The sequence below is a fragment of the Pseudomonas sp. IT-P294 genome (assembly GCF_949767865.1).
Taxonomy (GTDB): domain Bacteria; phylum Pseudomonadota; class Gammaproteobacteria; order Pseudomonadales; family Pseudomonadaceae; genus Aquipseudomonas.
Window position 1 is genome coordinate 209,370 of record NZ_CATKQW010000033.1, and the last position, 25,249, is coordinate 234,618.

Below are 25,249 nucleotides of genomic sequence, written 5' to 3' on the forward strand. Positions count from 1 at the left end.
ACAGTGGATAAGTGTTGTTGCCGACACGAAAACCTGTGGGAGCGAGCTTGCTCGCGATGGCGTCATTTCAGACACCGCAGAGCTGAAGCCTGACGTATCACAACGGCAAATGCCGACTCAACAACGCCCGCAACGCCGCAGGTTTAACCGGTTTGGCCAGGTAATCCAGACCCGCCGCATGCACTTGGGCCACCATCTCCGGCCGGCCATCGGCGCTGATGACCACGCCCGGTACCGGTTCTCCCAGTTGCGTGCGCAGCCACGCCATCAATTGCGTCCCGGTCTCGCCATGGTCCAGGTGGTAATCCACCAGCGCCAGGTGTGGACGCATGCCGTCGTTGAGCAGGGCCGCGCATTCGTCACGGTTACGCGCGGTCCAGACCTGGCAACCCCAGCGTGTCAGCAGGCTGTTCATGCCGATCAGGATGCTGTCTTCGTTATCGATGCACAGCACCTGCGCACCGTTCAACGCATGGCCATTGAGCTCGTGAACCTTGGCCGGTGCCACCGTTTGCGTCCGGGCCAGCGGCACGCTGACACTGAACACGCTGCCGCGCCCCGGCCAGGAGCGTACGCGCAAGCTGTGACCCAGCACGCGACACAAGCCATCGGCAATCGCCAACCCCAGGCCCAGGCCCTTCTCGGCACGGGTCTGGTGGCTGTCGAGGCGTTTGAATTCTTCGAAAATCACCCGCTGTTTGTCTTCGGCAATCCCCGGTCCACGGTCCCAGACTTCCAGGCACAACTCGCCCTTGCGCCGTCGAACGCCGAGCAGCACGGGGCCTTTGGCGTAGCGAAAAGCATTCGTCAGGAAGTTCTGCAGGATCCGTCGCAGCAGTTTGATATCGCTGTCGACCCGCAAAGTGCTGCCCCGGACGCGGAATTTCAGCCCTTGTTCCTGCGCCAGCGCCTTGAACTCGGCACCGAGGGCATCGAACAGCTCGTTGAGCACGAAAGGCTTGGGGTCGGGGTTGATCTTGCCGTTTTCCAGGCGCGAAATGTCCAGTAGGTCGCTGATCAAATCCTCTGCCGAGCGCAGTGAGCTGTCGAGGTGATGCACCAGTTTCTGCGCTTCGCTGGACAGGCCGTCGTCCTGGTGGGAAAGGGCGGCAGAGAAGAGCCGCGCGGCATTCAGGGGCTGCATCAAGTCATGACTGACCGCTGCCAGAAAACGGGTTTTCGACTGGTTCGCCGATTCCGCGACGCCCTTGGCTTCAGTCAAGGCAACGTTGAGTTGTGACAGCTCCTGGGTTCGAGCGATGACCCGCTGTTCCAGGCCTTCATTGGCTTCTGTCAGCGCTTGCTCGGCTTCACGGAACGCGGTGATGTCAGTGAAGCTCATGACAAAACCGCCGCCAGGCATCGGGTTGCCGATCAGCTCGATCACCCGTCCGTTGGGGAACAATCGTTCAGAGGTATGGGCGCGGCCCTGACGCATCCAGTGCAGGCGACGGGCGACGTGCACTTCGGCTTCGCCGGGACCGCACAGGCCACGTTCGGCGTTGTAGCGAATGATGTCGGCAATCGGCCGGCCGACGCTGATCAAGCCGTCGGGATAGTTGAACAGCTCCAGATAACGCCGGTTCCAGGCCACCAGTTTCAGCGATTGGTCGACCACGCTGATGCCTTGGGTGATGTTTTCTATCGCGCCTTGTAGCAGGGCGCGGTTGAATTGCAGCACTTCCGAGGCTTCGTCGGCGATCCGCACGACGTCCTCCAGCTGCATTTCCCGACCTTCAATGGCGGCTTTCACCACCGCGCGCGTCGACGAAGCGCCGAGTACGCCGGCCAGCAAGCGTTCGGTGTGGGCGATCCATTCGCCGTCGGCGTTCTGGTTCGGGTTGAAGCCTTTGCCTTGGCGGTAGGCAAAACGGATGAAGCTCTGCCGGGCGCGTTCTTCACCGACGAAGCGGGCGGCCAATTGCAGCAAGTCCTCGATCTGCACTGCCAGCATCGAGCGCGCGCTGGGGCGAGCGCTGATTTCCTGGCCGATAAACCGTCCCGCCTGCCAGTGTTCCGAAACCCTGGTGCGCGAGAGCACCGAGACCCAGGCGAACAATGTGAAGTTACCGGCCAGTGACAACACCACGCCTTGGGTCAGCGGGGTGATTGGCAGATGTAACGGGTTACTGTGCAGCCAGGCCAGACCGGGGAAACTGCTCAAGGACCAGCCGAGACTGTTGGCGGCAATGGGCAGGATCAAGGTGTAGAACCACAGGAACGTCCCGGTGGCGAGACCGGCGAATACGCCCCGGCGGTTGGCCTGTTTCCAGTACAGCGCGCCGAGCATCGCCGGGGCCAGTTGGGTCACGGCGGCGAACGCGATCTGGCCGATGGTCGCCAGGCTGGCGGTTGAGCCCAGCAGTCGATAGCTGACGTAGGCCAGCAGCAGAATCACCACGATGCTGACGCGGCGCACCGAGAGCATCCACTGGCGGAACACTTCGAACGGTCGCTCGGCGTTGTTTCGGCGCAGCAGCCACGGCAGCAACATGTCGTTGGAGACCATGGTCGACAGCGCAACGCTGGCCACGATCACCATGCCGGTCGCCGCCGAGGCGCCGCCGATGAAGGCCAGCATCGCCAAGGCCGGGTGGGATTGGGCCAGTGGCAGGCTGATGACGAACGAGTCCGGCAGCACGGAACTGGGCAGCAGCATCTGACCGGCGAGGGCGATCGGGACGACAAACAACGCCGCCAGTGCCAGATAAGCCGGGAAGACCCATTTGGCCAGGCGCAAATCCTGGGGATCGATGTTTTCCACCACGGTGACGTGGAACTGCCGGGGCAGGCAGATGATTGCCATCATGGCGACGCCGGTTTGCACCACCATCGATGGCCAGTTGATGGTTTCTTTCCAATATTGCTCAAGGCGTGGCGCGAGCATGGCCTGGTCGAACAGGTCGTCAAAGCCGTCGTACAAGCCGTAAGTCACGAACGCGCCGACGGCGAGGAACGCGAACAGCTTGACCAGCGACTCGAAGGCAATCGCCAGCACCATCCCACGGTGGTGTTCCGTGGCATCTAGGTTGCGAGTCCCGAAGACGATGGTGAACAGCGCCAGGACCAGGGACACGATCAGGGCCGTGTCCTGAGCGCGGGTGCCCATCGCGTCAGCGCCGGCGCCGATCAGCAGGTTCACCCCGAGCACGATGCCCTTGAGCTGCAAGGCAATGTAAGGCAACACCCCCACCAGGCAGATCAGCGCCACCACGACCGCCAACGACTGCGATTTACCGTAGCGGGCGGCGATGAAGTCGGCGATGGAGGTGATGTTCTCCTGCTTGCTGATCATCACCATTTTTTGCAGGACCCACGGCGCGCAGACCAGCAGCAGGATTGGCCCGAGGTAGATCGGCAGGAACGACCAGAGTTGTTCGGCGGCCTGGCCCACGGCGCCAAAGAACGTCCAGCTGGTGCAATAGACCGCCAGCGACAAGCTGTACACCCACGCACGCACTCGCGGCGGCAACGGTGTGCTGCGACGGTCGCCGTAAAAGGCGATGGCAAACATGATGGCCATATAGGCCAGGGCGACGGCGGCGATCAGCCCGCTGGACAGCGACATGGTAACTCCAGACAAAAGACACCCGGGATTGCAGCCCGGTTAGACAGTCTCGCACGATGGCAGGGGTTAGTCAGTGTCGACCAAGGTCGTGGCGTGGCGGGGTGTCGCAGGGTGTTTGCTGGTTGGATCTGTGGCGTTCAATAGGGCCTCTACGCGGGCAAGCCCGCTCCCACAGAACAACTAATGTGGGAGCGGGCTTGCCCGCGATTGGCGGCATCAAGGCTGCAACGCAATATCGATCAACCGATGCAACTCCTCAACCTCCAGCGCCGCCTCCGAAAACAGGATGCGAAACACTGTCGGTGCCGCCAACAGGTTGATCAATCGATCGACACTCGGTTTCGGTTCATCCGGGTAACGGTCGAGAATCGCCTGCAACTGTCCGCCAATGATCGTCGTGCAATAGACCGGCGTGGTGCTGCATTGCACATCGCGCAGCATGTTCCGGCCGGGCTCGGAACTCATTTCGTCGAGGTATTGCTCCGCCCAGGCGCGCACATCGCTGCGCAGGTTGCCGGTGTTGGCCGGTTCGCTTTCGGGGCGCATGCGGGCGAGGGCGACGTCGGCCAGCAATACCGATAAATCGCCCCAGCGCCGGTAAATGGTGGACGGCGTAACGCCCGCGCGCGCAGCGATCTGCGGGACGGTCACAGTGGTGCGGTCCTGCTCTTCGAGGAGCTGGCGAACGGCGCAATGAACCGACTCTTGCACCCGGGCGCTACGGCCGCCAGGGCGTAAACCTTCTTTAATAGCCATGCATCGGACCTTAACACAAAGAATTTGCTTTAAGCGCTGCCCAGTAGCACACTCCGCAAAAGCAAAAAGTTAGCTTTTGCGGAGTGTGCGCATGTCCCGTTCAGTATCCAAACGTTCCAGCCTGTGGTTTCTGGCGATCACTTTACTCAGTTTTCTGGCCGCCTCCACGGCACCGACGCCGTTGTATCACTTGTATCAGGACCATCTGCAATTCTCGGCGGCGACCCTGACCCTGATTTTCGGCGTGTATGCCCTCAGCCTGCTGGCGGCATTGCTCACCGTGGGATCACTTTCGGATTACCTGGGGCGCAAACCGGTGATTTTCACCGCCGTCTTGCTGAACATGCTGGCGATGTTGCTGTTTATCAATGCCGATAGCGTCGCCTGGTTGATCGGCGCGCGGGTGCTTCAGGGCTTCGCGACCGGTATGGCCACGGCAGCGTTAGGCGCGGCGCTGCTGGACACTGATCGCCAGCAGGGTCCGCTGGTCAACAGCGTGGCGCCATTGCTGGGCATGGCGGTGGGCGCGATGGGCTGCGGCTTGCTGGCCGAGTTTGCGCCACTGCCGTTGCAATTGACCTTTTGGGTGCTGCTCGCGTTGTTCGGGTTACAGGCGTTGTACGTCTGGCGTCTGCCGGAAAGCGTCAGTGCGCAATCCGGGGCATTGGCTTCGCTGCGTCCGACCTTGCATGTGCCGGTCCAGGCACGGCGTGCGCTGTGGCGGGTGCTGCCAATCAACACTGCCACATGGGCGCTCGGTGGTTTTTACGCCTCCCTCGCGCCGTCCCTGGTTCGCACGGCCACCGGATCGACCTCGAACCTGATTGGCGGTGCGACAGTGGCCGTCCTGACCGTCACTGGCGCGTTGATGATCTACACGTTGCGCAGTCGTGCCGCCGACAAGGTCTTGTGGATCGGTACGAGTACGCTGCCGGTGGGCGTGGCATTGATTTTACTGGCGGTACACAGCGCCAGCCTGCCGCTGTTTTTTATCGGCACGCTGGTGGCCGGTTGCGGGTTCGGCGCCAGTTTTCTCGGGTCGTTGCGCAGCGTGGTGCCATTGGCCTTGCCTCACGAGCGTGCCGGCTTGATGTCGGCGTATTACGTGCTCAGTTATCTGGCGTTCTGCCTGCCATCGTTGCTGGCGGGGAATCTGACGCGGGCCTTTGGTCTGGTGGCAACGACCGATGGCTACGGCGCCACGCTGATCGTCCTGGCCATCTTCGCCTTGTCGGCATTGATGCGACAGCGCACCACCCAGGCCTGCAGCGTCACCGGTCAGCCATAAAAAAACGCGGCGCCTTTCAAGGCGCCGCGTTTTTTGTTGGCAGCGATCAGATCTGCGCGAACCCGCCATCGACAAACAGCTCGATGCCGTTGATAAAGCTGCTGTCATCCGAGGCCAGGAAAACCGCTGCTTTCCCCACTTCCGATGGCGTTCCGAGGCGGCCAATCGGCACTTGGCTGGCCAGGAAGTCCAGCAAGCCCTGCTGCTGATCCGGCGGTGCCAGTTCAGTCAGGCCCGGGGTGTGAATCGGGCCGGGGCTGATGACGTTCACGCGAATCCTGCGGGCTTTCAGGTCCAGCAACCATGAGCGGGCGAAGTTGCGTACCGCAGCTTTACTGGCGCTGTAAACGCTGAAATTTTCCGTGCCTTTGGTGGCGGTAGTAGATGCGGTGAGGATCACCGAACCGCCGTCCTTGAGCAGTGGCAGGGATTTCTGCACGGTGAATAGCAGGCCTTTGACGTTGACTCCGAAAATCCGGTCGAAATGCTCCTCGGTGATAGCGCCGAGTGGCAGCATATCTCCGCCGCCAGCGTTGGCAAACACGATGTCCAGATGGCCGGCCTTCGCCTTGATCACTTCGAAAATCCGGTCCAGGTCGGCAAGGTTCGCCACGTCGCCCTGAATCCCGGTGATGTGGTGGCCGATGCTCTCGACTGCTGCATCCAGTTCGGCTTGACGGCGTCCGGTGATGAAGACGGTGGCGCCCTGGTCGACGAAGGCTTGAGCCGACGCCAGGCCGATGCCGGTGGTGCCGCCTGTGATCAGTGCAATTTTGCCTTTGAGTGTACTGCTCATGGTGTGAATCTCCGGTGAGTCGTTTAGGAATTTGCCGGCCATGTTATGAGCCGTTGAACAAACTCTATGCCCAAAGATTCGGCCGAAAAATCATCTGAATCGGGTTTGTTTGTACATGGTTGTGGACAATACTCAGGGCACGTCGCCTTGAGGGTTTGTGATGAATCAATTATTGGCCATGCGTGTCTTTGCCCGAGTCGTGCAAGCCGGCTCGTTTACCAAAGCCGCCGACTCGTTGAACCTGCCGAAAACCTCAGTCAGCAAACTGGTGGCCGAACTGGAAGAACACCTCGGTACGCGGCTGCTGCAACGCACCACCCGCCGGCTCACCGTGACGGCGGACGGGATGTCTTATTACGAACGCGCCATGCAACTGATGGTGGAACTGGATGACCTGGACAACAGTTTCGCCAGCGCCCAAGGTCATCCGCGCGGCAAGATCCGCGTCGACGTGGGTGGCTCGGTGGCGACCCTTTTGATCATTCCCGCGTTGCCGGATTTCTACGCGCGCTATCCGGATATTCAGATCGACATGGGCGTCAGCGACAGGCCGGTGGACCTGATCAGCGAAAACGTCGACTGCGTGATTCGTGGTGGGCCGTTGACCGAGCTGTCCCTGGCTGCGCGACCGTTAGGAATGTCGTCATGGACCACCTGTGCATCGCCGCAGTATCTGCAGCGTTTTGGCCTCCCGAGCGATCCGCGAGACCTCGAGAAAAATCATCACATCGTCAGTTACCACTCAGCCAGCACCGGGCGGGTGATGCCGGCGCGTTTCGAGCGTAACGGGGAAAAACTGGAGGTTCGCGGGCCGGGAATTTTCACGGTCAACGAGAGCAATGCCCACTTGGCGGCCGGGGTGGCGGGGCTGGGGGTCATTCATACGTTTACCTATACCGTGCAGGCGCACCTGCAGCGTGGCGAACTGGTGCCGATCCTCCAGGACTGGCGGCCACCGCGGTATCCATTCCATGTCCTGTACCCGCCAAATCGGCATCAGAGCAATCGGGTGCGGGTATTTATCGACTGGCTGGCTCAGCTGTTCGCCGATATGGATTAGTCTTGGCGCCGCGACTCATATCAACGGAGCGTCCCATGAAGATCATTCGCAGCAAATCCTTCACCGCTGACCGAGCCTGGGGCGCGTTGGATATCGCCAACATGAACGGCATCACCACGCGGTTGCACTGGACCGATCAGCCCTACAAATGGCACGTCAATGACGGTCAGGAAGTGTTTGTGGTGCTCGATGGGCAAGTGCAGATGCGTTATCGCGAGGAGGGCGTGGAAAAACAGGCGCTGTTGGAAGTTGGCGATATCTTCTATGCGTCTGTCGACACCGAACACGTCGCTCATCCGCTGGGCGCAGCGAGAATCCTGGTGATCGAATCCGAAGGCAGCGTGTGACGTATATCTGCAAAACAGATAACAGTTAGAGATATTACCCGTTATATAGATATTCGATTCGGATCTACCATGAATTCCACCTCACAAGAGGAGAGGAATTCGCCATGACCTGCTCCAATAGCAACACCCTCGGTTTTAAACCGCTCAGCCATTTGCAGCACCCGCTCGAGGCCATCCGCCAATTCACCCCGAACTGGTTCGCCGCGACCATGGGCACGGGCGTGCTCGCATTGGCGCTGGCGCAACTGCCCGTTGCCATGCCCGGCCTGCATGCCATAGCCGAGGGGTTGTGGCTATTTAACATTCTGCTGTTCGCACTCTTTACCGCAGCCTATACAGCACGCTGGGTGCTGTTCTTTGATGAGGCCCGGCGGATTTTCGGTCACTCCACGGTATCGATGTTTTTCGGCACCATTCCCATGGGGTTGGCGACGATCATCAACGGCTTTCTGGTGTTCGGGTTGCCGCGCTGGGGCAACGGCGTGATTCATATCGCTGAAATGCTGTGGTGGCTTGATGTGGCCCTGTCGTTGGCCTGCGGCGTGCTGATTCCCTACATGATGTTCACCCGCCAGGAACACAGCATCGACCAGATGACCGCCGTCTGGCTGTTGCCTGTAGTCGCAGCAGAGGTGGCCGCCGCCAGCGGTGGTTTGCTGGCACCGCACCTGGCCGATGCCCATTCGCAACTGGTGATGCTGGTGACCAGCTATGTGCTTTGGGCGTTTTCCCTGCCGGTGGCGTTCAGCATTCTGACCATCCTGTTGCTGCGCATGGCGCTGCACAAATTGCCTCACGAAAACATGGCCGCCTCCAGCTGGCTGGCGCTCGGTCCGATTGGCACCGGGGCATTGGGCATGTTGCTGCTGGGTGCCGATGCGCCCGCCATCTTTGCGGCCAACGGCCTGCCGGGCATGGGCGAAATGGCTGCGGGGTTGGGGCTGGTGGCCGGGATCACTCTCTGGGGCTTCGGCTTGTGGTGGATGCTGATGGCGGTGCTGATCACCGTGCGTTACTTGCGCGCCGGTATTCCTTTCAACCTCGGCTGGTGGGGCTTCACCTTCCCGCTGGGCGTCTATTCTCTGGCGACATTGAAACTGGGCAGCACTTTGAACCTGACGTTTTTCAGTGTCTTTGGCTGCGTGCTGGTGGCGATGCTGGCGGTGATGTGGCTGATCGTCTCGAAACGGACCGTACAAGGTGCGTGGCGCGGTGAGCTGTTTGTCTCGCCGTGCATTGCAGGATTAAACAAATAACCTGCAAAGATTAGGTAATGTGTGGCCTGGATCGACGTACGACATTCCAATAACAAATTCCACGCCACGCTTCACCTAACATCAGGGACACATGGAAGATGAGCCACCCCTCACAGTTCACTTTGCTTCGCACCCGGCGCTTCCTGCCGTTCTTCGTGACACAGTCCCTCGGGGCATTCAACGACAACATCTTCAAGCAGTCGTTGATCCTCGCCATTCTGTACAAGCTGACGATCGAGGGTGACCGCTCGATCTGGGTCAACCTGTGTGCGCTGCTGTTCATCTTGCCGTTCTTTCTGTTCTCGGCGCTGGCCGGCCAGTTCGGGGAAAAATTCGCCAAGGACGCGCTGATTCGTCTGATCAAGCTTGGGGAGATCGCCATCATGGCGGTCGGCGCCGTCGGCTTTCTGTTCGATCACTTGTCGCTGATGCTGGTGGCGCTGTTCGCCATGGGCACGCACTCGGCACTGTTCGGGCCGGTGAAGTATTCGATCCTGCCTCAAGCCCTGCGTGACGAAGAGTTGGTGGGGGGCAACGGCCTGGTGGAAATGGGCACCTTCCTGGCGATCCTCGCCGGAACCATCGGCGCCGGGATCATGATGTCGTCCAGTCATTACGCGCCTGTCGTTTCCACGGCGATTGTCGGTGTCGCGGTGCTGGGTTACCTGGCCAGTCGCAGCATTCCGCGGGCGGCGGCCTCATCGCCGCAAATGCGCCTGAACTGGAACATTTTCAGCCAGTCCTGGGCCACGTTGAAACTGGGTTTGGGGCAAACGCCCGCCGTGTCGCGGTCCATCGTCGGCAACTCGTGGTTCTGGTTTGTCGGAGCGATTTATCTGACGCAGATTCCGGCGTATGCCAAGGAGTGGATGCACGGTGACGAGACCGTGGTGACACTGATTCTGACGGTGTTCTCGGTCGGCATCGCATTGGGCTCGATGCTCTGCGAGAAGCTTTCGGGGCGCAAAGTCGAGATTGGTCTGGTGCCGTTTGGTTCGTTCGGATTGACCGTGTTTGGTCTGCTGCTGTGGTGGCATTCGGGCGGTATTCCGGACAGCGTCAATGGCCATGGCTGGATCGAAGTCCTCGGTTTTGGCCACGCCTGGCTGGTGCTGATCGACATCCTGGGGCTGGGGATTTTCGGCGGGTTCTACATTGTGCCGCTGTACGCGCTGATCCAGTCGCGCACTCCCGAAAACGAGCGCGCGCGGGTGATTGCCGCCAACAACATTCTCAACGCTCTGTTCATGGTGGTCTCGGCGATTGTCTCGATTGTCCTGCTGAGCGTGGTCAAGCTGTCGATCCCGCAGCTGTTTCTGGTGGTGTCGCTGCTGAACATCGGCGTTAACGCCTACATCTTCAGCATCGTTCCCGAGTTCAGCATGCGTTTCATGATCTGGCTGCTCAGCCATTCCATGTACCGCGTGGAGCATCGCAACCTGGAACTGATTCCCGATGAAGGCGCCGCATTGCTGGTCTGTAACCATGTGTCGTTTGTCGATGCGTTGCTGATTGGCGGCGCAGTACGTCGGCCGATTCGCTTTGTGATGTATTACAAGATCTACAACCTGCCGGTACTGAACTTTATCTTTCGCACCGCCGGGACAATTCCTATCGCGGGACGTCAGGAAGACATTCAAATCTACGAAAAAGCCTTCAAACGGATCGCTGAATACCTGAAGGATGGTGAGCTGGTGTGCATCTTCCCCGAAGGCAAATTGACCGCCAACGGCGAGATCGACGAGTTCAAGGGCGGGCTGACGCGGATACTCGAAGAGACACCGGTGCCGGTGATTCCACTGGCGTTGCAAGGATTGTGGGGGAGTTTTTTCAGCCGCGATCCGGGCAAGGGATTGTTTCGTCGGTTGTGGTCGCGGGTGACGTTGGTGGCGGGGCCGGCGGTGGCGGTCGAAGCGGCGGAGCCAGCGAAGTTGCAGGCGATGGTTGGCGAGTTGCGCGGGACTGTTAGATAGTCGGTGACTGTCAGGGCCTCATCGCGGGCAAGCCCGGCTCCCACAGGGATTTGTGAATAACACATATCCGGTGTGGGAGCGGGCTTGCCCGCGATAGCGGTAGTTGCCTACGCGCTGACCTTCAGGCCAATCAACCCGGCAACGATCAACGCCACGCTGGCCAGCCTGAACAGCGCCATGGATTCGCCAAACAGAATGATCCCGGCGATGACTGTGCCCACGGCGCCCACTCCAGTCCATATTGCATAGGCCGTGCCCAGCGGCAATTCCTTCATGGCAAGGCCCAGCAAGCCGAGGCTGATGGCCATGGCGGCGACAGTGAGTGCAGTCGGGAGAGGGCGGCTGAAACCGTCGGTGTATTTCAGGCCGACGGCCCAGCCTACTTCGAACAGGCCGGCGAAAAACAGAATGATCCAGGACATGAGAGACCTCCATCGATTGACGGGGTCGTCCCCAGATTAATGACTCGATCGAGCCGCGAGGTCGTCCTCGCGTTGGGCGATAGAGTGCCCATCATTGATCCGGGGATCAAGTTTTCGGGTCAGTCCGCCGCCTGCTCAGCAGCGATTCTACGGTCTTCTTTTTCGCTCATACGGCGGAAATACGTCGAGAGCAGCGCGCCCGAAATGTTGTGCCAGACGCTGAACAAAGCGCTAGGCACCGCCGCCAGTGGCGAGAAATGCGCACTGGCCAGCGCAGCGCCCAAACCGGAGTTCTGCATGCCGACTTCCAGCGCCAGGGATTTGCGCTGCGCCAGCGGCAGTTTGAACAGCCGTCCGGTGAAGTAGCCCAGCAGGTAACCGAAGCTGTTGTGCAGCATCACCACGGCCATGATCAACAGGCCCGACTCGGCAATTTTCGCCTGGCTGGCGGCTACCACGGCGGTGACGATGATCACGATGCTCACCACCGAAATTAGCGGCAACACTTCCACTGCATGACGAACCCGGCTGCCGAGCAAGCGCTGGGCAACCACGCCGAGCACGATTGGCAGCAGCACCACTTGCAGGATCGACCAGAACAGCTCCATGAAGGACACCGGCAACCAGGCCGAAGCCAGCAACCAGATCAACGCCGGTGTCAGCAGTGGCGCGAGGAGGGTGGTGACCGCCGCGATGGCCACCGACAACGCCAGGTCGCCGCGAGCCAGCCAGGTCATGACGTTCGAGGAGGTGCCGCTTGGACAGCAACCGACCAGAATCACGCCGACCGCAATTTCCGGCGGCAAGTGAAATGCCTGGCAGAGCAACCACGCCACACCGGGCATGATCACGAAATGCGCAACCACGCCCAGGGCCACGCGCCACGGGTGGCGAGCGACTTCGGCGAAGTCTTCGAGTTTGAGGGTCAGGCCCATGCCGAACATCACCAGGCCCAGCAGTGGCACGATTGCGCCTTTCAGGCCGATGAACCACGTCGGTTGTGCAAAGGCCACGACCGCGAAAATCAGCACCCAGTAAGCGAAGGTGTTGCCGACAAAACGACTCAATGCAGCCAGTGCGCGCATGGTCTGATCCTTTTTATTAAGTAGCACCACAAAACAACTGTGGGAGCGAGCTTGCCCGCGATGAGGGACTGACATTCAACAATGATGTTGACTGAAACTCCGCCATCGCGAGCAAGCTCGCTCCCACAATTGAGATCACAAGCTTTTAGATACCCTGCGGGGTCTCTTCACCGCCCAATGCTTCAACCAGCGCCGGCAGGAAGTCGCCGAACGTCAGCATCATCAGGGTGAAGCTGGCGTCCAGTTGGCCGAGGGCTTCTTCGCCGCCGTCCTGTTCCGCCTGGTCTTGCAGCAAGTCTTCGAACTTCAGGCGCTTGACCACCATCTTGTCGTCGAGGACGAAAGACAGCTTGTCTTGCCAGGCCAGCGACAGCTGAGTAACCACTTTGCCGGTGCTCAGGTGCAGCTGGATTTCTTCGCTGGTCAGGTCCTGACGCTTGCAACGCACGATGCCGCCGTCTTCGTGAGTGTCACGCAGCTCGCACTCGTCCAGCACAAAGAAGTCGTCCGCGGCTTTCTGGGTGGTGACCCATTCCGTCATGGTGGCGGTCGGCGACATTTTCACGGTCAACGGACGTACCGGCAGTGTGCCGATCACTTCGCGCAGGGTGGAGAGCAGGTCTTCGGCACGTTTCGGGCTGGCCGAGTTGACCAGGATCAGGCCCTGTTTCGGCGCGATGGCGGCGAAGGTCGACGAGCGACGGATAAAGGCGCGCGGCAGGAACGCCTGGATGATTTCATCCTTGATCTGGTCGCGTTCCTTTTTGTAGACCTTGCGCATTTGCTCGGCCTCGATCTCTTCGACCTTTTCCTTCACCGCGTCACGCACGACGCTGCCCGGCAAGATGCGCTCTTCCTTGCGAGCGGAGATCAGCAGGAAATCGCCGCTGACGTGCACCAGCGGAGCATCTTCGCCTTTGCCGAATGGCGCGACGAAACCGTAGGTGGTCAACTCCTGGCTTGCACATGGACGCGCCTGTTTGGTGGCCAGTGCAGTTTCCAACGCCTCGGCATCAAAAGGCAGATCTTGGGTCAGGCGATAGATAAGCAGGTTTTTGAACCACATGGGGTGAGTCTCTCCTTATATACAAAGGGGGGCATTATTCTCTTAGCGAAGCCATAGGCCAACCCTTCGCTAAGCCTTTGGAAGGCCTGAGAAAATTATTTAAAAAAGTGCTTGCCAGCGATGTGGTCGCTCCGTAGAATGCGCGCCACACCGAAAGTGAAGGGTGATTAGCTCAGCTGGGAGAGCATCTGCCTTACAAGCAGAGGGTCGGCGGTTCGATCCCGTCATCACCCACCATTCGCTTCAAGTGTTACGCGCAGCGGTAGTTCAGTCGGTTAGAATACCGGCCTGTCACGCCGGGGGTCGCGGGTTCGAGTCCCGTCCGCTGCGCCATATTCGGTAACCTGGAACGCTGAACGCCAGGTCACCACAGAAAAGCCCGCTTAAACGCGGGCTTTTTTCTGCCTGTTGTTCCTGCTGGATGCGTCGTTTCATTGATTTTCAGATTTTTTTAATAAATTTTTTAATTAAATCAACACTTTATGAAAATCTGTGGCACAATGCGCCCCGCAACGAAGGTAAAGGGTGATTAGCTCAGCTGGGAGAGCATCTGCCTTACAAGCAGAGGGTCGGCGGTTCGATCCCGTCATCACCCACCACTACTTTCAATGTTACGCGCAGCGGTAGTTCAGTCGGTTAGAATACCGGCCTGTCACGCCGGGGGTCGCGGGTTCGAGTCCCGTCCGCTGCGCCATATTCGGTAATCTGGAACGCTGAACGCCAGGTAACCACGGAAAAAGCCCGCTTTATGCGGGCTTTTTGCTGTCTGGGATTTGGGTTTTATTGTTCGGCGTTACGGCTGTGGCGGTAATCACTCACGGCTTCATACACCGCTTTGCGCAGGCGGTTGATGCCACCAATCGGTCGATGCGCCTCCAGCCCGAACCACGGATTGAACGACTGGTTGTCGCATTGCAGGTTAAGAGCCGGCGTGTCGAAGTCCTGGGCAGATAGCTTGATCCGCGCCACGGTCTGGAACGGTGCATCGTTTTCCTGCCACTCAATACTGGTGTCTTCGATCGGCATGTACTGGCGCGGATCCTGTCGCTGGATCTGCAAGACGAAGCACGCCGGCACCCGATCCGTCGACAATTGCTGATTCAGCGCAGCGCGCAGGAAGTTCGGCAGCTTCTGGTTTTGAGCGGGCAGGGCGTAGGTCGGGCAGCTGTCAGGATCCGGCGCCACGCGGAACTTGGCATTGGCTTCACCGAACTTGTAGGGCGAAACCGAAAAGTAAGTGGTCTGCGTCGGACTTTGCGGGGCGGGGGAGAGTGTCGCCAAGGCCACAAATAAATGTCGGACCTGCCAGGTGCGCGGATCCCAGCCAGGGAAGAACGCCATCAACGTCTTGCCGTCTGCCTGGGCGGCCACATTCTGCCGGTATTCGGCGACATCGCTGACGAAGAAATTCGGATGGCTGAACATCACGAAGTCCTGCTCATGCCGACTTTGCTGATCGTCCAGCAATTGTTTGCCCGGCACATCCATCAACTTGATCGCCATGCCGCGGGCATCGCGGATGCTGTCGAATTGCGGGTAGGCATTGCCGTTGGACAGCCGCACCGTCGCTTGCCAGGTTTTCCCGGGTTCGCTGAACACACCCTGACGCAGTTCACTCGCCAGATCCGGCAGCACCTGAACGTCGGCCTTCACGCAGCCATGGGCCTTGGCATGCGCATCGCGCAGGTAGCGAGTGTTTTCACGGTGCTGATCGACAATGCGCACGGCGGTCTGAATGATGTCCTGAGTCATCGCCGCTTCGCCGTCCGGAATCAATTCTTCAGTCGAGACCGGTCCTCTGTGCTGCCAGGCGAACCATGCCGTGGCCAGCGCCCAGCCGAGCAATCCAAGGCCTAGCAAGCACAACAGGGATTTGCCGAAAAAGACGCCAAGGCGCATCCAGAGTCTGCTCATGGCAATTGTGCCTCCAACGGGCCGCCCAACACTTTCAGGTATTCCAGCAGCGCCCAGCGCTCCTGCGGGTCCAGCAGACGACCAATCACGCCATTGCCACGCTTGCCGGCACGGAATTCGTGGCCGCTGTTGTGATTGCCGGTGATGCGCGTGTCGAACACGAAACCATTGCTGAAAGCCTCGGTGCGATACCCCAGGTGCCTGGGGTCGTACTCGAACGTGCCTTTATAGAAGGTTGTCGCGCGCTCATCCTGGGGCGAGAGCAGCTGATAAAGGCTTGGCACCGAACCGTTGTGCAGAAACGGCGCCGTTGCCCAGATACCGGCCAAGGGCCGTGCCTTGTAGGCGCGCATTTCACGTACGCCGATGGGCAGGCCGAAGCCATTCATCGCGGGTTGCTGGGCGAGGGGAATGTTCGCGTCGAGGTAGGCCCGGTTGCTGACGAAAGCGGTGATGTAGGCCAATCCTCTGGCTGACGAGAGTTTGCTCAAGTCCAACGGTTCGGTGGGCGTTGGCTGCAACTGGACATCCAGTTTCGCCAGTTCCGCCGGGTCCCATTGCAACGCGCTGAGGTCGAAGCGATGGTCGGCAATGTTGTTGGCCGCGCCCGGATCTGTGCCGATGTAGTCCACCGGCAGCATTTTGAGATGCTGCACCCAGCGTCCGTCACTTTGCACCGATCGCGGTACGTGGCAGCCGGCGCAGTTTTCGCTGAATAATTCGCGCCCTTGAGCCGCCAGAGGTTTATCGACTGCTCCCAACAGCGCTTCCGGCCAGGCCGGAGGCTTGAGCCGTTGCAGGGTTTGTTCGATCAGGTGCAAGTCGTGCAACCGCACACTGGAGGGGTAGCGATCGTCTCCTTTGAGCGGTTGGCCATTGGCGTCGAAGAGGTTCAGCGTGGCGCCGACCCCCAGTGCCTCGCCGATGTTGCGGGCCATCGGTTGCTGCGCCGAACCGTTCCATTGCACCCAGTCAAAAGTCCACATGTCCCACAGTTGCGGGTAGTCCACCGGGGCATTGGCCACACGGTAATTGCGGGGCGAAATCGCGTCACCGAAGCTGGCGTTGGCGATACGACCGAAGGCGTCGGTGCGGCCGGGGCCTTCCTCTGTTGGATAAAGTCCGCGATGGGTGTCGTTCCAGGCCACCTTCACGAAGGTGTCGAGCGAGGCTTTGAAATCCTTGCGCAGTTGTTGGCGTCGGGTGTCGTAGTCGTCGCCAAGCACGTTGCGTGCGAAACGTTCGAATTTCCAGGGGGTGTAATACGTCGAGGCCAAACTTGCCACCAACGCTTGCCCGAAACTGCCACCACGCAATGTCGGAACGCTGGAAGGCAAGACATGCTGCGCCGAGCCGCCATCGATGCGCACGGCCTGGCCGTTGAAGCGCAATTCCCCGGTGTGGCAGGCGGCGCAGGTGATGTCCAGATACTCTTCCTGACTGCCAGGTTTTTTATGCCGGGCAAACCCCACCGGCAAGTTGCCGGGGTTATCTGGCGTGGCTTTCTGCTCAGGGTCAATCAGAAAACCAAAGCGTGCGAGGTATTCGGGGGCGGCGAATCGTTGTGTCGAGAAGGGCAGTTCAAGGGCTCGGAACCAGTCATAGCGCAACCCTTTGACCTCGGTGCCCTGAGGTGTGAAGTAGAAAACCTGGCGGTCAGCGTCGCTCCACTGGTCCAGGTAATGCACCTGCCGGCCGGGTGATTCTGTCGGCAATTTCGGATTGGCGACGAAATACAGCACCACGGCCAGGCCCAGCACCAGCAGCACTGCAAGCAGGGCGAGTAAACGCAATAAGAGGCGCAAGATAAACATCCTTGTCGATTTATGGCTCTCTTATGCCTCAGCGCCCAAGGTGGCGGCAAGTGGCCATTACGCCAGATGTAGGGGGATACAGCATCATCCGATGGGCGTTAGATGACAGAAGCTTCATCGTTGCATGGGGGAAATGCGTTAAAACACCTGAACTTATCGGATGTTTCCTGCTCTCATGCCGGTAGCCATTGGTCGTGGCCGCCTGATAAGCTCGCGGCTTTACTCGATTGCCCTTTAGGCGCATGAACAAGGAAATAGCATGAAACAGCATCGGTTGGCGGCGGCGGTGGCCCTGGTTAGCCTGGTACTTGCGGGTTGTGATTCGCAGACCAGCGTAGAGCTGAAAACCCCGGCGCAAAAAGCTTCCTACGGGATTGGCCTGAACATGGGCAAGAGCCTGGCTCAGGAAGGCATGGATGACCTCGACTCCAAGGCCGTAGCCCAAGGCATCGAAGATGCCGTCGGCAAGAAAGAACAGAAGCTGAAGGATGACGAACTGGTCGAAGCCTTCGCAGCGCTGCAAAAGCGTGCTGAAGAGCGCATGGCCAAAATGAGCGAAGAGTCGGCTGCTGCCGGCAAGAAATTCCTCGAAGACAACGCCAAGAAAGCCGGTGTCACCACCACTGCTTCGGGCCTGCAATACGAAGTGGTCAAGAAAGCCGATGGCCCACAGCCTAAGCCGACTGACGTAGTGACTGTTCACTACACCGGCAAGCTGACCAACGGCACCGTATTCGACAGCTCCGTCGAGCGTGGCAGCCCGATTGATCTGCCGGTCAGCGGCGTGATCCCGGGTTGGGTCGAAGGCCTGCAACTGATGCACGTTGGCGAGAAGTACAAACTGTACATCCCTAGCGAACTGGCTTACGGCGCCCAAAGCCCAAGCCCGGCGATTCCAGCCAACTCGGTGCTGGTATTCGACCTGGAACTGCTGGGGATCAAAGATCCAGCAAAAGAAGACGCAGCCAAGTAATACGCGTCTGCTCCAAAAACAACGCCTCGCTTTATGCGGGGCGTTGTTGCATCTGGCGTTCAGCAAGGGTAAACAAAGCGAACGGATGCCACACAGTGCAGTCATAGCCATTGAGGCGCCATCGCTATCCGCGCTGGAGCGCCAAGTCAATGAATTCTTGGGTTTTTTTATGTGAGTAAAAAACGCCCGATCTGAGTTGAGCCCTTATGAAACGGGGCTTTCAGCCGTGAAAAATAGCTCTGTTCACAAGGTTATCCACAATTTGTGTGGATAACATTTCAGTCGGAGGAATGATGAAAGCACCCTGGAATTTCGAGCGTTTCCTCCCCCTCGCCGGACGACTGCTTGCCCGGGGCCGTTTGCCGACACTGTTGTTCGCCGTCGCCAGCAAAGGTGCGAGTCAGGGCAACCGACTGGGCAAGCTCAAAGATGATCTGCGCTTGTTGCAGGCGCTCTGCCTGGCGTACTGGCGCGGCGAGTACCGCGCCATCAGCCCGAAGGCGATGATTTCGGTGGTGGCAGGCCTGATGTACTTCCTCAGCCCGGTCGATGCGATCCCGGATTTCATTCCGGTATTTGGCATGCTCGATGACATCGCCGTGCTGGCCTGGGTGATGAAAGTCCTCGACGATGAACTCAACGGCTTCCGCGCATGGCGCAATCGTCAGCAGCCGGAGAAGCTCGCGGTGGTCGAACGCCTTCCTGACACCCCCGAACAACTTCAGCTTCAGGGACCGAAAAAAGCATGATTTGATGGGACATCGCCCCTATTTCATGCCCCCGCGCGACCTTGGCCGCTGTTAGGATTACACTTCTAGGGAAAAGTGCCGACTCGCTAAGTGTCGTTGTCCTACGGGGAAGTCATGGATATTCAGATAATCACACGCGAAGGCGAGCCCGAATATGCGGTTTTGCCGTGGGCTCAGTATCAGGCTCTACTGAAAGCAGCAGGCATTAATGAGCAGCCGGTGCCCGATGCACCGCGACGTCAGGCCGCATCACCAGACCAGATTTTGCCCGGTCTGGATCAACTACGCAGTTTGCGCGAAGGGAAGGGCATCGCCATTGAGGCGCTGGCCCGCACGGTAGGCATCAGCCCGTCTTATCTGGCCTTGATCGAAAGTGGCGAGCGTCAACCCGACGCTGCGATTCGCCGCAGCCTGGCCTGGGAGTTGACGGTGCCAGGGTGGAGGGAGGAATCGTGAGCGTACGCATCAGTCGTCAACATTGGGACGGGTTGCTGGGTGAGCTGGATCAGGCGCGCCGTCAGCGACATCTTTTGACTTACCGGGCCTTGCTGGAACGTTTGCAATTGCCCACGCCGGCCATGCAAACCCTGACCGCAGCACTCGAGCATCTGGCTGCGCTGGACGCCAAGGCCGAGCAGCCGCTGCGCAGCTCCCTGGTGATCAGCCAGGGCGCCAGTCGTCTGCCACGGACCGGTTTCTTCGAGTGCGTCGAACGTCTGGGTCGATTTTCCGGGCCGTCCGACGGCGTTGCTGCCGCCTCGTGGCACGCTTCGGAAGTAGTGCGAGTCTTCGAATACGAATACCCCGAATCAGCGGAGGCCTGAGTGTTTTTAAAGCTCAAGGCGCGGGCCTCTTACTGGCTGGCCCGCCGGCTGTTTCACTGGTCGTGGTTCGTACGACAGCCCCGTGGCTGGAGCTGGCTCGAAGGCCAGTTCGCGCGCATGGCCAACCTGGGCGATGTCGGTGCGCAAAGCTTCTATGGCCACATCCTGGCCTTTCGCGGTGTCGGCCTAGGCGCTCGTGAGGAAGGTGTGCGATTGCTGCGCCTGGCGGCTTTGGCGGGGGATGGCAAAGCGGCGTATCAAGTGGGCGTGATCAGTTTGGCGGGAACGCCGAGCAAGGCGCCGGATCCGGTTGAAGCGGCGAAATTTTGGGGCATGGCGGCGAAGGCCGGGCATCCGTTGGCTGAGATGAAGCTTAAAGAGCTGGCGACTCGGGGTGATACGCGGTAAATCATCGATGCCGACATACAGACGTGGCGTGAGGGAAACTTCTCGCCACGTTTGCGTTTCTGGCGTCTGGATTATTAGAGACGGTGCATTAGAGAATTGCCCTACGCCAAGATCGTCCTTCCCTGACTTCTTTCCGGATTGATCCCCCGCAAAGTCCTGCGCGTTTATTGCTGTGTAAGTCCGTCGGAGATTTCCTTCGAGTTGTAGCGGCTTTCATGAACTGGTGCGTGATGTGTCTCATCGATAGTCTTCTGGCTGTCACTGCAAATTCAGTGACAGGGTGTGGAAGCCCTTCTATCGTTAGTCGCGTCAAGCGCCACCAGTTCGGCGTTTTTTCGTCTGTGTTTTATGGTGGCTGTGCGCGGGGCGCTTTCGAGTGCGCCGAGTGCCTAACGTCTCGGTCTTCCACACCCGCGTTCAGCCGCCACCTATTGCGTGGAAGTGATTTCTGGCGGCTCCAATCCATACGTTAGGAAGTAAAACAATGAAAACGCTTACGCCAGATCCGCCGTATACCCCTTTAACTCCCCATCCCGACAACCGCTTCATGGCGCTGACCAGCAACTGCAGCGACATGCCCACCCTGTTCGTCGACACCCACGCGCCGCTCGATATATTGACCGACGCTGCCTGCTACCGAATCCGTGCCGTTACCCAAGTGCTGGAGAACCTTTCCATGCGCGGTTCGGTTGAGTGCGATTCCATGATTCTCAGCGACTTTGCGCTGCTCTGCGCCATTCCACTGCGCGATGGGTGTGATGTGCTGGATGTGGTTGGGCGGCGGTTGGGGGCGCAGTCGTCGGCTGATTAGATCCGCAGATTTTGGTTGTCTGGTCGGGCCTCTTCGCGGGCTTGCCCGCGAAGGCGTCAGCCCAATCACCGCTGCCCCATGAGCAACTCTTCGTGCTGCCGCGGCACCAGACTATCAATCACATGCACGCTATACCCTGGCACATTCTTCGCGTGATGTTTGGCCTGCGAAGCCATCTCCGCCAACTGGCTTGCATCAAGTTGTCCACAGGCCTGCGGATGCAAATGAACCACGCCGATCGACAGTGACAACAGTGGAAACTCCTGACGCACGCCCTGGCGGTTCGGCGCGATAAAGCAGCCGGCTTCCAGGTGTTCGCTGCGGTAGAAACGCCGACACTGGCTCTGGAAGTCTTCGAGCAATTGGTTCAGGCGTTTACGCCAGTCTTGTGGGCCAAGCACCATCAGGAAATCGTCGCCACCAATATGGCCGACGAAGTCGCGGGACGGGTCGACGCGGTCGTTCAGGCATTGCGCCAGGCACAGCAGGACTTCATCGCCACGACCGTAGCCGTAGATGTCGTTGAAGGGTTTGAAACTGTCGATGTCGACGTAGCAGATCACCGATTCGCGCTGTTGTTGCAGCAGCCGGGTCAGGCACTGCTGGATGGGCACGTTACCCGGCAGCAAGGTCAGCGGGTTGGCGTAGCGGGCTTGCTGGATTTTCAGTTCGGTAATCAGCTTGAGCACATCGATCACCCGGCCCAATCCCAAATAACCGCCGTCGAGGGTGATGATGAAATCCTCTTCGATACGTTGTCGGGCGCGACTGGTGATCAGGCGGCTGACCTGTTGCAGCGACTGGCTCATTTCCACGGCAAGAAAATCATCGTTCATCAAACGGCTGATCGGCTTGCGGGCGAAGAGGTCGGTGGCAAAGGGCTTGAGCAGCGCGTCCGAGAGCGAATGCCGGTGGACGATGCCACAGGGGTGGCCTTGCTCGTCGAGCACCGCCAGCGAGTTCAGGTTGGCCTGGCGGCGGAAGGCTTCCAGCACCGTGGCCGTCGGTGTATCGCGGGTCACGGCCGGTTGCTCGTTGAGCAAGGCGCTGAGGTCGCTGCCTTCGTCGTTCAGCGCCACGGCAGTGCTGTCGTGCTTGGGCATCAAGGCGCGGGCATCGCGAGGTGGCTGTTCCTGCGGGCGACACAGCAAATAGCCCTGGACCAGGTCCACGCCCATCTCGGTCAACACCGCAAGTTCTTCGGGCAGTTCGATGCCTTCGGCGATCACTTTGGCCCGCGAGGCCTTGGCGATTTGCAGGATTGAACCGACGAATTCGCGCTTGAGCGCGTCCTGGTGGATGCCGTCGATGAAGTGCCGGTCGATTTTCACGTAGTCCGGGCGCAGCTCGGACCACAGGCGCAAACTCGAGTAACCCGCGCCCAGGTCATCCAGCGCAATTGAAAACCCCATCGCCCGGTAATGATGCAGGGCATTTTGCAGCAACTGAAAATCATCGGTCGGGGTTTGTTCGGTGAGTTCGATCACCACCTGATCGGGCGGAATACCGAAATCCTGCAGCAATTGCAGGGTGCGACCGGGTTGGTGAGCGACTTCGAGCAGCGATTCGGGCGACACGTTGAGGAACAGTTTGCCCGGCAGTTGTTGGTCGTTGAACCGTCGGCAGGCACTTTCCCGGCAAGCGATTTCCAGCTCGCTCAAACGACCGGCCTGGCGCGCTACGGCGAACAATGCGATGGGGGAGTGCAGCGGACTGTTTGACGGGCCACGAGTGAGGGCTTCATAGCCGACAATGCGTCGCTCAGAGAGAGAAATGATCGGCTGGAACAGGCTGTGCAAACCGCTTTGAGCCAGTATTGAACTCAACGCACTCAGCTGTTCGGTAGTGGTCATGGCATTCTCTGGCGATAAAAAAAGGACTGGGAGCGCTCTCTTGGATAAAGAGGGCTCCCAATCCTTTATTTCACGACAGAATGATGACTGTTTGATGACGCTCCGGGGAGCGTCAGCATTAAATTGCCATCAGCTCCTTAGTGCTTGGCGACCGCCGTGTTGAGTTTCAAGTAATCCAGCAGAATCCGCCCGGTCTCGCTCAGGTAGGCATCGTCTTCTGGCTTAGTCTTGTCTGGCTCTGCCGCGATCGCGTCTTCGTCTTCTTTCTTCAGCTCTTTAAGCGGCTCTTCGCCCTTGGCCTTGCGACGGATGTTTTCCATCGCCAGTTGCTTGGCTTCGATATCGGCGTGTTGGGCACGGCGATCGGCTTCATTGAGGCTGACGGTTTTTTCTGCCATCAGCTTCTGGGCCAGGGCCAGCTTGTCGCGGATGAACACGAACTCCGCGTCCTTGGCCGAGCGCACGTCATGCTCGGACTTGAGCTGCGCGATGTACGGTTTGAACGGGTCGACCGCCGGCTTGATCGCGGCTTTGATGGTGTCCCACGGCATGGCTTCCGGCAGGGCACTTTCACCGATTTCCTTGGTGTCGATGATCGACGGGTAATCGATGTCCGGCAGGACGCCCTGATGCTGGGTGCTCTGACCGGAAACCCGGTAGAACTTGGCCAGGGTCAGTTTCAGTTCGCCATGGTTCAGCGGCTGAATGGTCTGCACGGTGCCTTTACCGAAGGTCTGGCCGCCGATGATCAGTGCACGGTGGTAGTCCTGCATCGCGCCGGCAAAAATCTCCGAAGCCGAGGCGGACAAACGGTTGACCAGCAACGCCATCGGGCCTTTGTAGAAGGCGCCCGGGTTTTCATCTTCCAGCACATCGACCCGGCCATCGGCGTTACGCACCAGTACGGTCGGACCTTTGTCGATGAACAGGCTGGTCAGCTCAGTGGCTTCCTGCAAGGAACCTCCGCCGTTGTTGCGCAGGTCGATGACCACGCCGTCGACTTTGTCTTTCTGCAACTCGGTCAACAGCTTCTTGACGTCGCGGGTGGTGCTCTTGTAATCCGGATCGCCGGCACGGAACGCCTTGAAGTCGAGGTAGAAGGCCGGAATCTCGATGATGCCGAGCTTGTAGTCCTTGCCATCCTGTTTCAGGTTGAGGACCGATTTCTTCACAGCCTGGTCTTCAAGCTTCACCGCTTCGCGGGTGATCGGCACGATCTTGCTGGTCTGGTCATTTGGCGCATTGCTGGCCGGAATGACTTCCAGGCGCACCACGGTGCCTTTCGGACCACGGATCAGCTTGACCACTTCGTCCAGACGCCAGCCGACCACATCGACCATCTCTTTGTTGCCTTGGGCAACGCCGATGATCTTGTCAGCCGGTGCGACTTGTTTGGTCTTGTCCGCCGGGCCGGCAGGCACCAGACGCACGACTTTCACTTGATCGTTATCGCTCTGCAACACGGCGCCGATGCCCTCGAGGGACAGGCTCATGTTGATGTCGAAGTTTTCCGCGTTATCCGGCGACAGATAATTGGTGTGCGGGTCGTAGGACATGGCGAAGGTGTTGATGTACGCCTGGAAGATGTCTTCCGCGCGGGTCTGGTCCAGGCGCGTCAACTGGTTCTTGTAGCGCTTGGTCAGGGTGTCCTGGATCTGCTTGGAGTCCTTGCCCGCGATCTTCTGCCGCAAGACTTCGTCCTTGACGCGTTTGCGCCACAGGTCGTCAAGTTCTGCGGTGGACTTCAGCCAAGGGGCGTCCTTGCGATCGATCAGCAAGGTTTCCTTGGTGGTGAAGTCCATCTTGTCGACGCCTTTGTCCAGCTCGGCAAGGGCAAAGTCCAGACGCGCCTTGACGCGGTCCAGATAGCGCTTGTAGATGGTGAACCCGGCGTTCAGGTCGCCGCTTTTGAGGAAGTCGTCGAACTGGGTTTTCCACTTGTCGAATTCGGCAATGTCGCTGGCCATGAAGTAGCTGCGCGACGGATCCAGCAGCTTGAGGTAGCTGTCATAGATAATCGCGGAGCGCGCGTCGTCGAGCGGCGGCTTGCTGTAGTGGTGACGCTTGAGCAACTCGACGACGTTCAGACTGGCGATTACCTCGTCACGATCAGGCTGAAGCTTGTCCCAGCTATTGGCGGCAAACGAATTGCTCGACATCGGCAACAGACCGATACCAATGAACAGGGCTAGGGCGGTGCTTGGGAAAAAGTGCTTCATGCTGATTCGACGCGGGGACAATTGATCACGCATATTAGGCCGTCTTTGAAGTCGCCGGTTCTACGAG

Annotated in this window: 21 protein-coding genes and 4 tRNA genes; 15 read left to right on the forward strand and 10 right to left on the reverse strand. The window is 59.3% G+C overall.

Going from position 1 to position 25,249, the window contains the following annotated elements; all coding sequences use genetic code 11:
* Window positions 1-97 precede the first annotated feature (97 nt).
* Window positions 98-3,568, reverse strand: coding sequence for a NahK/ErcS family hybrid sensor histidine kinase/response regulator (locus ACM6I0_RS19985; protein WP_414923080.1), 3,471 nt, complete (start codon window positions 3,566-3,568; stop codon window positions 98-100).
* A gap of 216 nt (window positions 3,569-3,784) precedes the next feature.
* Entirely contained in the window at window positions 3,785-4,324 is a 540-nt protein-coding gene (locus ACM6I0_RS19990) for a TetR/AcrR family transcriptional regulator (protein WP_285435525.1), read from the reverse strand.
* 91 nt (window positions 4,325-4,415) lie between these two features.
* Between ACM6I0_RS19990 and ACM6I0_RS19995 the strand changes: the two genes are divergently transcribed.
* Window positions 4,416-5,612 (forward strand): MFS transporter, encoded by a 1,197-nt coding sequence (locus ACM6I0_RS19995; RefSeq protein ID WP_414923081.1) that lies wholly within the window; start codon window positions 4,416-4,418, stop codon window positions 5,610-5,612.
* A 46-nt stretch (window positions 5,613-5,658) separates the two neighbouring features.
* On the opposite strand, the gene ACM6I0_RS20000 is transcribed toward ACM6I0_RS19995, so the two are convergent.
* Window positions 5,659-6,408, reverse strand: coding sequence for an SDR family NAD(P)-dependent oxidoreductase (locus ACM6I0_RS20000; RefSeq protein ID WP_414923082.1), 750 nt, complete (start codon window positions 6,406-6,408; stop codon window positions 5,659-5,661).
* Window positions 6,409-6,568: 160 nt separating this feature from the next.
* On the opposite strand from ACM6I0_RS20000, the gene ACM6I0_RS20005 reads away from it, so the two are divergent.
* The 4 genes from ACM6I0_RS20005 to ACM6I0_RS20020 all read left to right on the forward strand — a co-directional run bounded on the left by ACM6I0_RS20005 (window position 6,569) and on the right by ACM6I0_RS20020 (window position 11,044).
* Entirely contained in the window at window positions 6,569-7,468 is a 900-nt protein-coding gene (locus tag ACM6I0_RS20005) for a LysR substrate-binding domain-containing protein (protein ID WP_414923083.1), read from the forward strand.
* Between the two features lie 35 nt (window positions 7,469-7,503).
* Entirely contained in the window at window positions 7,504-7,815 is a 312-nt protein-coding gene (locus tag ACM6I0_RS20010; protein WP_414923084.1) for a cupin, read from the forward strand.
* 104 nt (window positions 7,816-7,919) lie between these two features.
* The gene (locus tag ACM6I0_RS20015) at window positions 7,920-9,071 is read left to right on the forward strand and encodes a TDT family transporter (RefSeq protein WP_414923085.1); all 1,152 of its coding nucleotides are present in this window, start codon (window positions 7,920-7,922) and stop codon (window positions 9,069-9,071) included.
* Window positions 9,072-9,169: 98 nt separating this feature from the next.
* A complete protein-coding gene (locus ACM6I0_RS20020) occupies window positions 9,170-11,044 on the forward strand; it encodes an MFS transporter (protein ID WP_414923086.1) in 1,875 nt (624 codons plus the stop codon).
* 107 nt (window positions 11,045-11,151) lie between these two features.
* On the opposite strand, the gene sugE is transcribed toward ACM6I0_RS20020, so the two are convergent.
* From sugE to rdgC, 3 genes are all read right to left on the reverse strand, one after another.
* Entirely contained in the window at window positions 11,152-11,466 is a 315-nt protein-coding gene (gene sugE / locus ACM6I0_RS20025) for a quaternary ammonium compound efflux SMR transporter SugE (RefSeq protein ID WP_208671936.1), read from the reverse strand.
* A gap of 119 nt (window positions 11,467-11,585) precedes the next feature.
* A complete protein-coding gene (locus ACM6I0_RS20030; protein ID WP_285435534.1) occupies window positions 11,586-12,551 on the reverse strand; it encodes a bile acid:sodium symporter family protein in 966 nt (321 codons plus the stop codon).
* Between the two features lie 145 nt (window positions 12,552-12,696).
* Window positions 12,697-13,617: a recombination-associated protein RdgC gene (gene rdgC / locus ACM6I0_RS20035; RefSeq protein WP_045061665.1), complete on the reverse strand. Its 921-nt coding sequence runs from the start codon at window positions 13,615-13,617 to the stop codon at window positions 12,697-12,699.
* 161 nt (window positions 13,618-13,778) lie between these two features.
* On the opposite strand from rdgC, the gene ACM6I0_RS20040 reads away from it, so the two are divergent.
* From ACM6I0_RS20040 to ACM6I0_RS20055, 4 genes are all read left to right on the forward strand, one after another.
* A tRNA-Val gene (locus tag ACM6I0_RS20040) sits at window positions 13,779-13,854 on the forward strand.
* 19 nt (window positions 13,855-13,873) lie between these two features.
* Window positions 13,874-13,950: transfer RNA gene (locus ACM6I0_RS20045), tRNA-Asp, on the forward strand.
* Window positions 13,951-14,140: 190 nt separating this feature from the next.
* Window positions 14,141-14,216 (forward strand) — tRNA-Val (locus ACM6I0_RS20050).
* An 18-nt stretch (window positions 14,217-14,234) separates the two neighbouring features.
* Window positions 14,235-14,311: transfer RNA gene (locus tag ACM6I0_RS20055), tRNA-Asp, on the forward strand.
* Between the two features lie 86 nt (window positions 14,312-14,397).
* Here the strand turns inward: ACM6I0_RS20055 and ACM6I0_RS20060 are convergent.
* Window positions 14,398-15,531 carry a catalase family protein gene (locus ACM6I0_RS20060; RefSeq protein WP_414923087.1) on the reverse strand — a complete coding sequence of 378 codons (1,134 nt, stop codon included), beginning with the start codon at window positions 15,529-15,531 and terminating at the stop codon, window positions 14,398-14,400.
* Window positions 15,528-17,336, reverse strand: a complete 1,809-nt coding sequence (locus ACM6I0_RS20065; RefSeq protein ID WP_414923088.1) for a di-heme-cytochrome C peroxidase — start codon at window positions 17,334-17,336, stop codon at window positions 15,528-15,530. The genes ACM6I0_RS20060 and ACM6I0_RS20065 overlap by 4 nt, the downstream gene beginning before the upstream one ends.
* A gap of 268 nt (window positions 17,337-17,604) precedes the next feature.
* Between ACM6I0_RS20065 and ACM6I0_RS20070 the strand changes: the two genes are divergently transcribed.
* The 6 genes from ACM6I0_RS20070 (at window position 17,605) to ACM6I0_RS20095 (ending at window position 21,110) form a co-directional block, all read left to right on the forward strand.
* Window positions 17,605-18,318 (forward strand): FKBP-type peptidyl-prolyl cis-trans isomerase, encoded by a 714-nt coding sequence (locus tag ACM6I0_RS20070; protein WP_090181737.1) that lies wholly within the window; start codon window positions 17,605-17,607, stop codon window positions 18,316-18,318.
* A 293-nt stretch (window positions 18,319-18,611) separates the two neighbouring features.
* Window positions 18,612-19,067, forward strand: a complete 456-nt coding sequence (locus tag ACM6I0_RS20075; RefSeq protein WP_414923089.1) for a YkvA family protein — start codon at window positions 18,612-18,614, stop codon at window positions 19,065-19,067.
* A 114-nt stretch (window positions 19,068-19,181) separates the two neighbouring features.
* Window positions 19,182-19,523, forward strand: coding sequence for a helix-turn-helix domain-containing protein (locus tag ACM6I0_RS20080; protein WP_414923090.1), 342 nt, complete (start codon window positions 19,182-19,184; stop codon window positions 19,521-19,523).
* On the forward strand, window positions 19,520-19,891 hold the full coding sequence (locus tag ACM6I0_RS20085; protein ID WP_003223109.1) for a hypothetical protein: 372 nt from the start codon (window positions 19,520-19,522) through the stop codon (window positions 19,889-19,891). Before ACM6I0_RS20080 ends, ACM6I0_RS20085 begins: the two co-directional genes overlap by 4 nt.
* On the forward strand, window positions 19,892-20,299 hold the full coding sequence (locus ACM6I0_RS20090) for a sel1 repeat family protein (RefSeq protein ID WP_414923091.1): 408 nt from the start codon (window positions 19,892-19,894) through the stop codon (window positions 20,297-20,299).
* 484 nt (window positions 20,300-20,783) lie between these two features.
* On the forward strand, window positions 20,784-21,110 hold the full coding sequence (locus tag ACM6I0_RS20095; protein ID WP_414923092.1) for a hypothetical protein: 327 nt from the start codon (window positions 20,784-20,786) through the stop codon (window positions 21,108-21,110).
* Window positions 21,111-21,175: 65 nt separating this feature from the next.
* On the opposite strand, the gene ACM6I0_RS20100 is transcribed toward ACM6I0_RS20095, so the two are convergent.
* Together ACM6I0_RS20100 and ACM6I0_RS20105 are read right to left on the reverse strand one after the other, a co-directional pair.
* Window positions 21,176-22,963 carry a bifunctional diguanylate cyclase/phosphodiesterase gene (locus tag ACM6I0_RS20100; RefSeq protein ID WP_414923093.1) on the reverse strand — a complete coding sequence of 596 codons (1,788 nt, stop codon included), beginning with the start codon at window positions 22,961-22,963 and terminating at the stop codon, window positions 21,176-21,178.
* A gap of 137 nt (window positions 22,964-23,100) precedes the next feature.
* On the reverse strand, window positions 23,101-25,182 hold the full coding sequence (locus ACM6I0_RS20105) for a carboxy terminal-processing peptidase (protein ID WP_285436427.1): 2,082 nt from the start codon (window positions 25,180-25,182) through the stop codon (window positions 23,101-23,103).
* Window positions 25,183-25,249 lie beyond the last annotated feature (67 nt).

What these genes read in the sequence shown, in the direction of transcription:
- ACM6I0_RS19985 (WP_414923080.1), bottom strand. Translation starts at nt 3,568, where the DNA reads ATGTCGCTGTCCAGCGGGCTGATCGCCGCCGTCGCCCTGGCCTATATG.
- ACM6I0_RS19990 (WP_285435525.1), bottom strand. Translation starts at nt 4,324, where the DNA reads ATGGCTATTAAAGAAGGTTTACGCCCTGGCGGCCGTAGCGCCCGGGTG.
- ACM6I0_RS19995 (WP_414923081.1), top strand. Translation starts at nt 4,416, where the DNA reads ATGTCCCGTTCAGTATCCAAACGTTCCAGCCTGTGGTTTCTGGCGATC.
- ACM6I0_RS20000 (WP_414923082.1), bottom strand. Translation starts at nt 6,408, where the DNA reads ATGAGCAGTACACTCAAAGGCAAAATTGCACTGATCACAGGCGGCACC.
- ACM6I0_RS20005 (WP_414923083.1), top strand. Translation starts at nt 6,569, where the DNA reads ATGAATCAATTATTGGCCATGCGTGTCTTTGCCCGAGTCGTGCAAGCC.
- ACM6I0_RS20010 (WP_414923084.1), top strand. Translation starts at nt 7,504, where the DNA reads ATGAAGATCATTCGCAGCAAATCCTTCACCGCTGACCGAGCCTGGGGC.
- ACM6I0_RS20015 (WP_414923085.1), top strand. Translation starts at nt 7,920, where the DNA reads ATGACCTGCTCCAATAGCAACACCCTCGGTTTTAAACCGCTCAGCCAT.
- ACM6I0_RS20020 (WP_414923086.1), top strand. Translation starts at nt 9,170, where the DNA reads ATGAGCCACCCCTCACAGTTCACTTTGCTTCGCACCCGGCGCTTCCTG.
- sugE (WP_208671936.1), bottom strand. Translation starts at nt 11,466, where the DNA reads ATGTCCTGGATCATTCTGTTTTTCGCCGGCCTGTTCGAAGTAGGCTGG.
- ACM6I0_RS20030 (WP_285435534.1), bottom strand. Translation starts at nt 12,551, where the DNA reads ATGCGCGCACTGGCTGCATTGAGTCGTTTTGTCGGCAACACCTTCGCT.
- rdgC (WP_045061665.1), bottom strand. Translation starts at nt 13,617, where the DNA reads ATGTGGTTCAAAAACCTGCTTATCTATCGCCTGACCCAAGATCTGCCT.
- ACM6I0_RS20060 (WP_414923087.1), bottom strand. Translation starts at nt 15,531, where the DNA reads ATGAGCAGACTCTGGATGCGCCTTGGCGTCTTTTTCGGCAAATCCCTG.
- ACM6I0_RS20070 (WP_090181737.1), top strand. Translation starts at nt 17,605, where the DNA reads ATGAAACAGCATCGGTTGGCGGCGGCGGTGGCCCTGGTTAGCCTGGTA.
- ACM6I0_RS20075 (WP_414923089.1), top strand. Translation starts at nt 18,612, where the DNA reads ATGAAAGCACCCTGGAATTTCGAGCGTTTCCTCCCCCTCGCCGGACGA.
- ACM6I0_RS20080 (WP_414923090.1), top strand. Translation starts at nt 19,182, where the DNA reads ATGGATATTCAGATAATCACACGCGAAGGCGAGCCCGAATATGCGGTT.
- ACM6I0_RS20095 (WP_414923092.1), top strand. Translation starts at nt 20,784, where the DNA reads ATGAAAACGCTTACGCCAGATCCGCCGTATACCCCTTTAACTCCCCAT.
- ACM6I0_RS20100 (WP_414923093.1), bottom strand. Translation starts at nt 22,963, where the DNA reads ATGACCACTACCGAACAGCTGAGTGCGTTGAGTTCAATACTGGCTCAA.
- ACM6I0_RS20105 (WP_285436427.1), bottom strand. Translation starts at nt 25,182, where the DNA reads ATGAAGCACTTTTTCCCAAGCACCGCCCTAGCCCTGTTCATTGGTATC.